The 13,093-nt window shown below is 67.6% G+C and carries 11 protein-coding genes; 10 read left to right on the top strand and 1 reads right to left on the bottom strand.

Annotation, left to right across the window (positions count from 1 at the left end; genetic code table 11):
- The first annotated feature begins 185 nt into the window (after nt 1-185).
- The 5 genes from CFB45_RS18085 (at nt 186) to CFB45_RS18065 (ending at nt 6,031) form a co-directional block, all read left to right on the top strand.
- Nucleotides 186-1,265: an aromatic ring-hydroxylating dioxygenase subunit alpha gene (locus tag CFB45_RS18085; protein WP_089429032.1), complete on the top strand. Its 1,080-nt coding sequence runs from the start codon at nt 186-188 to the stop codon at nt 1,263-1,265.
- The gene (locus CFB45_RS18080; RefSeq protein ID WP_089426729.1) at nt 1,262-2,227 is read left to right on the top strand and encodes a PDR/VanB family oxidoreductase; all 966 of its coding nucleotides are present in this window, start codon (nt 1,262-1,264) and stop codon (nt 2,225-2,227) included. Before CFB45_RS18085 ends, CFB45_RS18080 begins: the two co-directional genes overlap by 4 nt.
- Before the next feature lie 49 nt (nt 2,228-2,276).
- A complete protein-coding gene (locus tag CFB45_RS18075) occupies nt 2,277-3,338 on the top strand; it encodes an aromatic ring-hydroxylating dioxygenase subunit alpha (protein ID WP_089426728.1) in 1,062 nt (353 codons plus the stop codon).
- A 155-nt stretch (nt 3,339-3,493) separates the two neighbouring features.
- Nucleotides 3,494-4,837, top strand: a complete 1,344-nt coding sequence (locus tag CFB45_RS18070; RefSeq protein WP_089426727.1) for an MFS transporter — start codon at nt 3,494-3,496, stop codon at nt 4,835-4,837.
- 102 nt (nt 4,838-4,939) lie between these two features.
- A complete protein-coding gene (locus CFB45_RS18065; protein ID WP_089426726.1) occupies nt 4,940-6,031 on the top strand; it encodes a porin in 1,092 nt (363 codons plus the stop codon).
- Between the two features lie 25 nt (nt 6,032-6,056).
- On the opposite strand, the gene CFB45_RS18060 is transcribed toward CFB45_RS18065, so the two are convergent.
- Entirely contained in the window at nt 6,057-6,503 is a 447-nt protein-coding gene (locus CFB45_RS18060; RefSeq protein WP_089426725.1) for a hypothetical protein, read from the bottom strand.
- A 399-nt stretch (nt 6,504-6,902) separates the two neighbouring features.
- On the opposite strand from CFB45_RS18060, the gene CFB45_RS18055 reads away from it, so the two are divergent.
- The 5 genes from CFB45_RS18055 to CFB45_RS18035 all read left to right on the top strand — a co-directional run bounded on the left by CFB45_RS18055 (nt 6,903) and on the right by CFB45_RS18035 (nt 13,056).
- Nucleotides 6,903-9,092, top strand: a complete 2,190-nt coding sequence (locus CFB45_RS18055) for a TonB-dependent siderophore receptor (RefSeq protein WP_089426724.1) — start codon at nt 6,903-6,905, stop codon at nt 9,090-9,092.
- 422 nt (nt 9,093-9,514) lie between these two features.
- A complete protein-coding gene (gene tetH / locus CFB45_RS18050) occupies nt 9,515-10,306 on the top strand; it encodes a thiosulfate dehydrogenase (protein WP_089426723.1) in 792 nt (263 codons plus the stop codon).
- An 8-nt stretch (nt 10,307-10,314) separates the two neighbouring features.
- Nucleotides 10,315-11,379 carry a molybdate ABC transporter substrate-binding protein gene (locus CFB45_RS18045; protein ID WP_089429031.1) on the top strand — a complete coding sequence of 355 codons (1,065 nt, stop codon included), beginning with the start codon at nt 10,315-10,317 and terminating at the stop codon, nt 11,377-11,379.
- Between the two features lie 58 nt (nt 11,380-11,437).
- On the top strand, nt 11,438-12,124 hold the full coding sequence (locus CFB45_RS18040) for a c-type cytochrome (RefSeq protein ID WP_089426722.1): 687 nt from the start codon (nt 11,438-11,440) through the stop codon (nt 12,122-12,124).
- Complete coding sequence (locus CFB45_RS18035) at nt 12,121-13,056, top strand: c-type cytochrome (protein ID WP_089426721.1); 936 nt, start codon at nt 12,121-12,123, stop codon at nt 13,054-13,056. The genes CFB45_RS18040 and CFB45_RS18035 overlap by 4 nt, the downstream gene beginning before the upstream one ends.
- The last annotated feature ends 37 nt before the right edge of the window (nt 13,057-13,093 follow it).

The following is a 13,093-nucleotide window of genomic DNA, read 5'->3' as shown; positions in this document are numbered from 1 at the left end:
CATAAACGGCGCATGCCGGTTGCACGCGCCGACGGCATGGCGCTGCCTCGCGCCATTTCCCGGGAAAACCAGTATACCGCCCGCCTTGCTCCAGCCAATCTCGATGAGTACACTGAATCTCATTCAGTACACGGAATGAAAAGATGCCGCGTACCGGCGGCATCGACCTGAAGGAGACGACGAACGTGTTTCTCAAGAATGCTTGGTACGTGGCGTGCACGCCCGATGAAATCGACGGTAAGCCGCTGGGCCGCCAGATCTGCAACGAGTCGATGGTGTTTTATCGCGCGGTGGACGGCCAGGTCGCCGCGCTGGAGGACTTCTGCCCGCACCGCGGCGCACCGCTGTCGCTGGGATTCGTGCGCGACGGCGTGCTCGTGTGCGGCTATCACGGGCTGGAAATGGGCTGCAACGGCAAGGCGGCCGGCATGCCGGGCCAGCGTGTCGGCGGCTTCCCGCCGATTCGCAGCTTCCCCGTGATCGAGCGATATGGATTCATCTGGGTCTGGCCGGGCGATGCGTCGGCAGCCGATCCCGCGAAACTGCCCGCGCTGGCGTGGGCCGAGGATCCGGCCTGGGCCCACGGCGGCGGCCTGTACCACATCCGCTGCGACTACCGGCTGATGATCGACAACCTGATGGACCTCACGCACGAAACCTACGTGCATGCGTCGAGCATCGGCCAGAAGGAAATCGACGAAGCGCCGCCGAAGACCACCAGCCACGGCGACGAAGTCGTCACGAGCCGCTTCATGGAGAACGTGATGCCGCCGCCGTTCTGGCAGATGGCGCTGCGTGGCAACGGGTTGGCCGACGACGTGCCGGTGGATCGCTGGCAGATCTGCCGCTTCGCCCCGCCGAGCCACGTGATGATCGAAGTGGGTGTCGCACATGCGGGCCACGGCGGCTACGACGCGCCGGCCGAACTGAAGGCGTCGTCGATCGTCGTCGATTTCATCACGCCCGAGACGGACACCTCGATCTGGTACTTCTGGGGGATGGCGCGCAACTTCCGGCCCGACGATCACGCACTGACCGACGAGATCCGCGCAGGCCAGGGCAAGATCTTCGCCGAGGATCTCGAGATGCTCGAGCGCCAGCAGCTCAACCTGGAGAAGTGGCCCGATCGCAAGCTGCTCAAGCTCAACATCGACGCCGGCGGCGTGCTGTCGCGCAAGGTGATCGAACGGCTGCTCGCCGACGAGCATGCGTCGAGCCCGTCGCGGCCCGTGATTCCGGTCGCGCAGGTCAGGGAGGCGTCATGAGCGCCGCGACGCTGACGGTCCGCGTGGCCCGCAAGTGGCAGGAAGCACGCGACATCTGCGGCTTCGAATTCGTCAGCGATGACGGCTCGCCGCTGCCGCGCTTCGACGCCGGCGCCCATATCGACGTGCATCTGCCGGGCGGCCTCGTGCGCCAGTATTCGCTGTGCAACCACCCGGAGCACGGCGATCGCTATCAGATCGCCGTGCTGCGCGATGCCGACGGCCGCGGCGGGTCGCGCACCATTCATGATGCAGTCCGGCAAGGCGATACCGTGCGGATCGGCGTGCCGCGCAATCAGTTTCCGCTCGCCCCCGACGCGCCGCACCACCTGCTGCTCGCAGGCGGGATCGGCGTCACGCCGATCCTCAGCATGGCGGAACGGTTGTTCTCGTCCGGTGTCGCGTTCGACATGCATTACTGCGCGCGCTCGGCCGACCGCATGGCCTTCGTCGAACGGATCAACGCGGCCGGGTTCCGTGATCGTGCCCGCTTCCACGTCGACGACGGCGCGCCCGAGCAACGCTTCGACGTGGCCGCCGTGCTCGCCGCGGCGCCCGAAGGTACGCACCTGTACGTATGCGGGCCGCGCGGCTTCATGGATGCGGTGTTGAACGCCGCGCGCGAGCGCGGCTGGGCGGAAGCGCGACTGCACTACGAGTTCTTCGGCGGCGCGGTGGCGGCGTCCGGCGCGGATCGCGCGTTCCAGGTCCGGATCGCGAGCAGCGGCCAGGTGATCGACGTGCCGGCCGAATGCACCGTCATCGCCGCACTGGCGGCCAACGGCGTCGACGTGCTGACGTCGTGCGAGCAAGGTGTATGCGGAACCTGCCTGACACGCGTGCTGCAAGGCGAGCCCGATCACCGCGATGCGTATCTGACCGACGAGGAAAAAGCCGCCGGCGACCAGTTCATGCCCTGCTGCTCGCGAGCGCGAACCGACCTGCTGGTACTCGATCTGTAGACGGACACGCCCGACCCGAGGCGACCCACCACCACAATGGAGACGATCAATGGCGCAACCTGCCCGGCCATCAATCAATACTGCTAAATTCCCGGTCGACCGATGGTGGGTCGCCGCACTGTCATCAGAACTGACGGACAAGCCCATCGCCCGCACGCTGCTCGGCCATCCGGTCGTCCTGTTCCGGCTGCCGTCCGGGGAAGTCGGTGCGCTGGAGGATCGCTGCTGCCACAAGTCGTTGCCGCTGTCGTGCGGCTCGCTCGAAGCACGCGGCCTGCGCTGCGGCTATCACGGTCTGCTGTTCGACCGCGGCGGTGCATGCGTGGAAATTCCCGGGCAAGACCGGATTCCGGCCAAGGCGTGCGTGTCGGCGTATCCGGTGCAGGAGCAGGACGCGATCGTGTGGATCTGGATCGGCGCCGACGCGCACGCTCGACCGACCTGCGCGCCGCCACGCTACGTGTTCCATACGGATCCGCAATACCGGTTCGGCGGCGGCCAGTACCATTACGACGCGCCGTATCAACTGATTCATGACAACCTGATGGACCTGAGCCACCTCGGCTATGTCCATCTGAAAACGATCGGCGGCAACGCGCCGCTGCACATGGGCGCGGAAACCCGCGTCAGCAGCGACGGCGACACGGTGACGCTGGTGCGCCGGATGCCGGATTCCGTCCCGCCGCCGACCTACACCGCCGCATGGCCGTTCGCGGCCCGCGTCGATCGCTGGCAGGAAATCGAGTTCCACGTGTCGCACATCCGGATCTGGACCGGCGCGATCGACGCCGGCACCGGCGACCTGCACGATCCGGCACGCGGCGGCCTTCACATGCGCGGCTTCCACGGCATCACGCCCGAGACGGAAACGACGACGCACTACTTCTGGACCGTCGCGACCAATCCGCAGCACGACGTCGAGCGCATCGCGCAAACGGTCATCGAGCAATCCGCGGCGACGTTCGACGAGGACAAGGCCGTGATCGAAGCGCAATACCGGAATCAGCTGCGCTTTCCGGACGGTCGCCAGCTCGACATTCACGTCGACGCGGGCCCCAATCGTGCGCGGCGCGTGATCGAGCGGCTGCTGCTGCAACCCGAACCCGCGTAAGCATCTTGCCGGCGCACTTGCGGCGCCTGCCGATCGCAGCGGGTGTTCCCCGGGGATGCCCGTCAACCCACGCATTCGCTTTCGTCCCATTCGCTACCCCGGCTTCGATGCCATTCCATTTGATTAGTCATACTATTTTATGAAGGGTCTTTGACGTGAGCGCAAATATCCGCAATACGATCGACGAATCCCCGATGAGCGCGTTCCAGACGATGGCGGTCACGGCCTGCGTCGTGCTGAACATGCTCGATGGCTTCGATGTGCTGGCCGTCGCGTTTGCCGCACCGCACCTGGCGGCCGAATGGAAACTGAGCGGCAAGGAAATCGGCCTGCTGCTGAGCGCCGGGCTGGCCGGCATGGGCATCGGCTCGGTGCTGATCGCGCCGCTGGCCGACCGCGTCGGCCGCCGCCGCATCATCCTGCTCTGCCTCGCCGTGATCTCGACCGGGATGCTCGCCTGCGCGGCCACGCACAGCACGCTGCAACTCGCCGTCGCGCGTGCGTACACGGGGCTCGGCATCGGCGGCATGCTGGCGAGCCTGACCGTGATCAGCGGCGAGTACGCATCGAACAAATGGCGCAGCGCCGCGATCGGCATGCAGTCGACCGGCTACCCGATCGGCGCCACCGCCGGCGGCGTCATCGCCGGTTACTTGCTGTCGACGTGGGGATGGCGCAGCGTATTCGCGTTCGGCGGCATCCTGACCTTGCTGGCGATCCCGATGGTGCTCGCGCTGCTGCCGGAATCGCTCGATTTCCTGCTGGCGAGGCGTCCGGACCACGCGCTGCAGAAAATCAACCGCATCCTCGCGAGAATGAAGCGCGCACCGATCGACGCGCTGCCGCCCGTGGCCTCGTCCACCGGCACGGCAAGCCCCGCGTCGAGCTGGACGGCCGTGCTCCGCGCACCGCTCGCGCGCCGCACGATCGCGTTGTGGATCGCGTTCTTCCTCGTGATGGGCAGCTTCTATTTCGTCGTGAGCTGGACGCCGAAGCTGCTGGTCCAGGCCGGGCTGTCGGCATCGCAGGGCGTCACCGGCGGCGTCCTGCTCAACCTCGGTGGCATTGCGGGCGCCTCGCTCTTCAGCCTGCTGTCGACGCGTTTCGGCCTGCGCAACCTGTTGGGCGCGACCCTGCTGCTCGGCGGCGCGCTGATGGTCGTGTTCGGCGCGAACACGGGCTCGCTCGGCATCGGGATGACCGTCGCGGTGCTCCTCGGCGCGGTGATCAATGCGTGCGTGGCCGGCATGTATGCGCTGTCGCCGACGCCGTACCCCGCCGAAATCCGCACGACCGGCATCGGCCTCGCGGTCGGCATCGGCCGCCTCGGCGCGATCCTGTCGCCGATAACGGTCGGTGCGCTGCTGGACGACGGCTGGTCCGTGTCCCATCTCTATCTCGCGTTCCTCGTGCCGATGGCCGGCGCGGCAATCGCCGTCGTCATGGTGGGCGCGCGGGCCACGGCGCCGCACCGGCAACGCGACCCGGCGATGTCGTAACACGCGACGCCAGCCGTCTTGCCGCTGCCTGTCGGCACCCCGGATTCGTCCGGGTCATTATAAAAATCGATAAGCATAGCTACATACCGTTTGGAGACAATCATGAAAAAGAAACTGGGCGTCGCGCTAGCGACGGCAATGGCACTGGCCGGACCGGCCTGCGCGCAAAGCAGCGTCACGCTGTACGGGATCATCGATACCGGCGTGTCCTACTACAACAACGCCGCGCACGGCGGATCGTTCACGGGCATGCCGACGCTGACCGGCGAGGTGCCGTCACGGTGGGGGCTGCGAGGCACGGAGGATCTCGGCGGCGGCTACCAGGCTTTCTTCGTGCTCGAAAACGGTTTCCAGCCCGGCACCGGCGCACTGAACTACGGCGGGCGCCTGTTCGGGCGACAGGCGAACGTCGGCGTGAACGGTCCGTTCGGCGCGCTGACCCTCGGCCGCCAGATGAACATGTCGATGATCGTGCTGACCAATGCCGACGTGATCGGCCCGTCGATTCACTCGATGGCGGATTTCGATTCCTATCTGCCGAACGCGCGCAGCGACAATGCGATCGGCTACAAGGGCACGTTCCACGGCGTGACGCTCGGCGCCACCTACAGCTTCGGCCGCGACGCGGCCGGGCCGGCAGGGCCGTCGGCGACGGGCTGTGCCGGGCAGGTGCCCGGCGACATCGTCGCCTGCCGCCAGTACACGGCGATGCTCGCGTATGACGCGAGCAACTTCGGGCTCGCCGCGTCGCACGACGTGATGCGCGGCGGCGGCGGCGCGCTCGCGCCGCTGAACAATCCCGCATACACCGACACGCGCGACATCGTCGCCGGCTACGTGAAGATCGGCCCCGCGAAACTCGGCGCCGGGTGGATCCGCCGCAATCTCGCGGCGGCCGACCACCTGCAGGCCGATATCGTGTTCGCCGGCGGCACGTACTACGCGACGCCCTACCTCGCGCTCGACCTGCAGGGCGTACGCTACCTGCAGCGCCGCGAAAACAGCGAAGGCACGAATGCCACGCTGCTCGTCGGCCGCGCGACCTATTTCCTGTCGAAGCGGACGACCGTCTATACGTCGGTGGGCTACATGTTCAATAGCAAGTTGGCTGCGAACGCGGTCGCCGCCGGCGGGACGGTCGGGACCGGGATGAACCAGCTCGGCGTGATGGCCGGCATCCAGCAGAAGTTCTGAACGCCGGACACCGCGCCGGCGCAGGTCAGTTGGCGAGCTTGCAGTGCGAGAGCTTCAACCCCGGCAGCACCGGCGCATCGATATAGCCTTCGTTCACGCAGCTGAAGCGGAACGCCGCCGACGTGACGAACGGCTTGATCTCGCCGCCGGGGAATTTCGGCTTCAGCGCATCCTGGTCGGCCACGTCGAAATGCGTGTCGAACTGCTCGCCGTCCTTCGTCAGCGCGCCGAAATAGGTGCCGCCCGGATCGCTGCCCATCCGGATCACGGCGCCGACGAACACGAGGCGCTTGCCGTCGTACTTCGTCTTCGCGGCGGCCATGTCCTGCGTGTACGCCTCGATCACGGCGCCGTAATGCGCGTCGATCGCGGGCTCGGTGTCCGATGCGGCGCAGGCGGTCTGGTGAACGCCCGCCAGCATCGTGCATGCTGCAAGCGCGGCCGCCGCGAACGGCGCGGAAATCTTCTTCATGGGTGGTCTCCCGTCTAGCGTGGTGGTTGAAGTAATTGAAGCCCGGCGCTTGCGCCGGACGAATTCGCTTCCGTTGCTTTAATCGTTCGAATGGCGGAACACGGCTGCGATCACTTCTCCACCCGCATGGTCGTGTGCGGTGCGCAGCGTCGCGCTGAACGCGACGTGACAGGAAGGTGACATGGTGCGGCCCCCGGCTCTCTCATTGAATTTCACTGCGTCTGATTTTGGTCGCTACGGTAGCAGACGGCCGACGGCCCGGCAACCAAGGTCCCCGTGGCGCCGATCATTTCATTACAATTGCAAATGATTCTCATTACATATATTATTCGCGTCCTGGTCGTGGCGAAACGCCGCGGCCCGCGCCCCGATCCTTAGCACTCCGTCCTGCATCGATTCATGCCATCCCGCCGAACACCCCGCCGTGCCCGGACCCTGCGTCCGTGGCGCACGAGCCTGCCTGCCCTGATCACCCTGTGCGTCGCGAGCGGCACGCATGCGTCCGCCGCAGAACGCGCCGACGCCGAATCCGCCGCCCCTGCTTCCGCTTCCACACCCGCGCCGCCGGCCGCGCGCGAACTCCCGGCGATCAGCGTCAGCGCATCGGCAACCGCCGATCCGACGGTCGGCTATCAGCCGCGCACCACGAGCATCGCGGGCGGCGACAACCGTTCGATCAAGGAGATTCCGCAATCGGTCGCGGTGGTCAGCAGCAGCGTGATGCAGGACCAGCAGGCGCGCACGCTCGACGACGTGCTCGGCAACATCAGCGGCGTCACGCAAACGAACACCCTAGGCGGCACGCGCGACGCGTTCATCAAGCGCGGCTTCGGGTCGAACAACGACGGCTCCGTGCTCGTCGACGGCGTGCGCACGCCGGTGCTGCACAGCTATCTGGCGACGATCGACCGCGTCGAAGTGCTGAAGGGCCCGGCGTCGCTGCTCTACGGGATGCAGGATCCGGGCGGCGTGATCAACCTCGTCACGCGCAAGCCGGAAGACACGTTCGGCGGCTCGATCTCGGCCTCGCGCACGAGCCACGGCGGCAGCAGCGCGACGTTCGATCTCACGGGCCCGCTCGGCAAGCCGGGCCAGGTCGCGGGCGGCACGCTCGCGTTCCGGCTGACCGGCCAGTACGACACGAGCCGCTACTGGCGCAGCTTCGGCCGCCAGCGCGACGCGCTGATCGCACCCGCGCTGTCGTGGCACGACGCGAGCACGTCGATCGACGTCAGCTACCAGTACGTCGACTACACGACGCCGTTCGATCGCGGCACGGTGCTCGTGAACGGCCAGCTCGACGATGCGCTCCGCTATCGCCGCTACGAGGAAGCGTGGTCGCAGAGCACCGGCATCCAGGAAACGCTGCGTGCGCGCGTCGAGCACCGCTTCTCCGATGCGTGGCGCGCGCGTGCAACCTACGGCTGGGGCCGCGATCGCTACGATCAGTACATTACCCGCGCAACCGCGTTCAACAGCACCACCGGCGCACTGACGCGCTCGTCCGATGCGAACCTCGGGCGCAACGATTCCGACCAGATCGCGACGCTCGGCCTGCTCGGCAACGTGACGCTCGCCGGCATGAATCACGCGATCTACATCGGCGGCGAATACGAGCGGCAGCGCAGCTTCCGCGGCGACACGATCCGCGGCAAGGCAACGAAGGGCTTCAATCTCTACGATCCCGTGTACGACCTGCTCGCGCCGGGCGGCATACCCAACCCGAAGCAAAGCGATTCGCGCTCGGTGGTGCATGCGTATTCGACGATCGTGCAGGACTCGGTGAAGCTCACTGATCGCCTTACCGCGGTAGGCGGGCTGCGTTGGGAAAACTGGCAGCAGGAATCGGGGATGGGGCGGCCGTTCGTGTTCGCCGACCGCTCGCGCGGCAGCGTGTGGCTGCCGCAGTTCGGGCTCGCCTATGCGCTCACGCCGGCGCTGACCGCCTACGCGAACGTCAGCCGCTCATTCAAGCCGAACGTCGCCACGAACGTCGCGGCGCCGCTCGCACCGGAATACGGCCGCGTGCTCGAGGCCGGGCTGAAGTTCAGCCTGAAGCCGGCGATCACCGGCACGCTCGCGGTCTACCAGATCGACAAGCGCAACGTCGCGGTCACGGTGGGCGATCTGACGTCGACGATCGGCACCGCGCGCTCGCGCGGGATCGAGCTCGACGTCGCGGGGCAGATCACGCGCCACCTGAGCGTGATCGGCAGCTATGCGTACACGAATGCGACCGATCGCGACAGCAACACGCCGCTAACCAACGTTGCGCGCCATACGGGCAGCCTCTTCGCGGTATACGACACGGCGATCGCGAACCTGCCCGGCCGCTGGCGCTTCGGCGGCGGCGCACGACTTGTCGGCTCACGTTCGGGTGACACCGCGAACAGCTTCACGCTGCCCGGCTACGTGACCGTCGACGCATTCGCCGCCTACGAAACGACGATCGGCAAGTTCCCGACGCGCTTCCAGCTCAACGTGAAGAACCTGCTCGACAAGACCTACTACCCGTCGAGCAACAACAACCTGATCATCGCGGTCGGCGAGCCGCGGCTCGTCACGCTGACGACGACGGTGTCGTTCTGATGGTCTGATGCGCTGATGCGGGCGTGGGCTGGCCGGCAAGCGGCGGCCCACCCGCAAACCCGCATCACACTCGTGGGGGGCGATTATACAAGCCGACCATTTGCTCCCCTCGCCTTATAATCAGTTATCAATATCAATAATCAGGTCAATTCGTCGACCGCAACCGGACCCGTCCGCTGGATGCTTCCGACGACCCGGCGCTGCGAAGAAGGTCGGATGCAACGCTCGCCCCGACGGTCGCCGCACCGTTCGCACCGCCCCCGCCCGCCCGTCCAATCATCAGACCCTCGAATACCTCCCATCCGATATCGCGATTTTCCGTATCGAGCACGGGCCGCTAGACTGGCTACGCATTCGCGACGCCGAATCGCCGCACGGCAACGCGACACGCCCCCCACAAAAACGATTTCGGGAGATAAGCCATGTCCGACCGGCATGCACGCCGAGGCGCGCTCAAGACACTCGGCCTCGCGGCCGGCACCGCGCTGCTCGCCGCCGCGCGCCCCGCTCACGCCGCCACGCCCGACACCGGCGCGCTGCTGCCGGGCGGCGCCACGCACCTCGCCGACCTCACGCGCCGCCTCGCGGCCGCGCCGAGGCGGCGCGACTTCAAGACGGTGCCGATGATCCTCGAACGCCCCGACCAGTGGGATCACGCGGCGCTCACCGAAGTGACCGGCTACCGCGGCGGCCCGAAGCAGGTATGGGACAACACCGAGCTCGGCGGCCCATGGCTGAACCTGATGCGCAATTCGCTGAATGCGCAGATCTGGTCGTACCGTCACCCGGATTTCCTCGTCGTTTCGGCCACGCACGGCAGCGCGCATCTCGCGCTGTTCGACCAGGCCGCGTGGGACAAATACGGCCTCGCGAAATTCGCCGGTGCCGCGTTTCCGTCCAACACGCTGCTCGATGCAATGCCCGCGCAATCGAAAGGCGCGCAAGACCACGAGTTATCCGACGGCGCGTTCTCGTCGCACGACAACAGCATCGCCGCGCTGCAGCAGCGTGGTGTCGTGTTCCTGTCGTGCCACAACGCGATCTGGGAACTCGCGGAACGGCTCGACGGCGCGAACGCAAATCCCGACAAGCTGCCGCTCGATGCGCTTGCGGCGGACCTGACCAACCACGTGATCCCGTCGGCGATCGTCACGCCAGGCGCGGTCGGCACGCTGCCCGAACTGCAGCAGGCCGGCTTCACGTACGCAAAATGAGCCCCGCGATGATATCGATCCCGCTGCAACTGCAACCTCCATCGCCATCGCGCCGCCGTCGGCGCACGCTGCGCGCCGTGCTGGCCGCGTGGCTCTGCTGCGCGTCGGCCCTCTCGCTCGCCGCGCCCGCCGACACCGCCGCAACCGTCTTTCCGCCCTGGCAAAACGGCCGCAACAACGACGCGACGCACCGTGGCCTCGAATTCACGGTGCCGCAGGTCGACGTGCTCGCCGATTTCCACGGCGACCTCACCGCGCCGAAGCTCGTGCTGTTCGTCGGCGGCAACTATTTCTTCGCGATGGCGCCGCTCGTCGCGAAGTTCGAGGAAGATCACCCCGAGTACCGCGGCCGCATCTACTGGGAGACGATCCCGCCCGGCCTGCTCGTGAAGCAGATCCAGGCGGGCGGCACGATCACCGTCGGCAACATGACGTGGACGGTCAAGCCCGATGCGTATTTCGCGGGGCTCGGCAAGATCAACGGGCTGATCGCGGACGGCACGCTCATCGGCCCGGCCGTGCCGTACGTGACGAACCAGCTGACGATCATGGTGCGCGCCGGCAATCCGAAGCGGATCGCATCGCTGAACGACCTCGCGCGGCCCGACGTGCAGCTTGCGATGCCCAATCCGGCATTCGAAGGCGTCGCGCGGCAGATCCGCGCGTCGCTCGTGAAAGCCGGCGGCGACGCGCTCGCGCGTACCGTCTACGACGACAAGGTGCGCACCGGCACGGCCGAGCTCACGCACATCCATCATCGGGAAACCGCGCTGTTCCTGATGCAGGGTCGCGCGGACGCGGGCGTGCTGTGGCAATCCGAAGCGGCGTTCCAGGAACAGGTCGGGCATCCGCTGATGCACATCGACATTCCGGCCGAGCAGAATACGACGGCCATCTATGCGGGGGCGATGGTGAAGGACGCGCCGCATCCGGAGGCCGCGCGCACGTGGCTCGCGTTCATCCGGTCGCCGGAGGCGTTCCGGATTTTCCAGCGCTACGGCTTCGGCCGATACGATGCGGCGACACCGACGCAGCACCTCGCGCCGGAGCAACTGCAATCCGACGCGGGCTGACCGCGCGGCCGCGCCGGCAGTTCGGCGGCGCGAGGGACCTACAACAAGGAGGGGATACGTGAACGATACGGTGGACACACCGCGACGCCGGCTCGCACCGCTGCTGCTCGCAGCGGCCGCGTTGCTGGCCGGCCAGGCGCGCGCGGACGACGCGGCGCTCGGCAAGACGATCGCCACACAGGGCACGACGACGGGCGTCGCCGCGTGCATCGGCTGCCACGGCAGCCAGGGCGAAGGCAACGCGGCGGCCGGCTTCCCGCGCCTCGCGGGCACCCCTGCCGCCTATCTGTCCGCGCAGCTTGCCGCGTTCGCGGACGGCAGCCGCCAGAACCCGGTCATGCAGCCGCTCTCGAAACTGCTGACGCCGCACGAGCGCGATGCGGTCTCCGCGTACTTCGCGAGCCTGCCCGCGCCGGCCGGCATCGTGGCCTCCAACGACACGTCGATCGACCCGGCTAACACCGGCGCGTGGCTCGCGACGCGCGGACGCTGGTCGCAGGGCCTGCCCGCGTGCGCGCAATGCCACGGCCCCGGCGGCCTCGGGGTGGGCACCGCGTTTCCGCCGCTCGCGGGCCAGCCGGCCGCCTATATCGCCGGCCAGCTGAACGGCTGGAAACACGGCACGCGCCCGCCCGGGCCAATGGCGCTGATGCCGGCGATCGCCGGCAAGCTGTCCGACGCCGACATCGACGCGGTGGCCGCCTACTACGCGCGCGGCGGCGCGGCACAAGGAGACAAGCGATGATCGACCGCAGGACGCTGATCCGCCGCACCCGCGCGGCCCTGCTCGGCGCGGCCTGGATGCCCGTGCTGGCGTTCGCGGCTACCCCGCAGGATGCACCGGCCGCGGCTTCCGCACCCGCGCCGGCCACGATGGCAACGGCCGCCAAACCCTTCGCGCCGCCCGCCGAATCCGCGATACCCGCCGACGAATTCGGCAAGACCGTGAAGCTCGGCGAGCAGATCTTCCTGCACACGCCCGAGTTCGCGGGCAAGTACGTCGGCAACAAGCTGACCTGCGCGAGCTGCCACCTCGACGCGGGCCGCCGGCCCGATTCGAGCCCGATGTGGGCCGCGTACCTGCTGTATCCGGCATACCGCAGCAAGAACGGCCACGTGAACACGTTCGCCGAGCGCCTGCAGGGATGCTTTCGATACAGCATGAACGGCAAGGCACCGCCGGCCGGCGACCCGATCCTAGTCGCGCTCGAGACCTATTCGTACTGGCTCGCGAAGGGCGCGCCGGTCGGCACGAAGCTGCCGGGGCAGGGGTTCCTGAAACTGCCGCCGCCCGCGCAGAAGGCCGACTATGCACGCGGCGGCGCCGTCTACACGCAGCACTGCGCGCTGTGCCACGGTGCGGACGGCCAGGGGCAGTCGAGCGGCGGCAAGGCGGTCTTCCCCGCGCTGTGGGGCGCGCGTTCGTTCAACTGGGGCGCGGGGATGGGCGACATCCGCAATGCGGCCGGCTTCATCAAGGCCAACATGCCGCTCGGGCTCGGCGGCACGCTGACCGATCAGGAGGCGTGGGACGTCGCGACCTTCATGGACAGCCACGAACGTCCGCAGGACCCACGCTTCACGGGCTCGGTGCAGGACACGCGCGCGAAGTTCCACGATTCGCCCGATTCGATGTACGGGCTCAGCGTGAACGGGCGCGTGCTCGGCGCACCGTGATGCAAACGCCGTGCAGGCCGTCGGGCCCGCACGGCCT

Source organism: Burkholderia sp. HI2500 (assembly GCF_002223055.1).
GTDB lineage: Bacteria > Pseudomonadota > Gammaproteobacteria > Burkholderiales > Burkholderiaceae > Burkholderia.
Note: the sequence above shows the minus strand (reverse complement) of the source record. Positions and strands in the feature narration are given on the sequence as shown.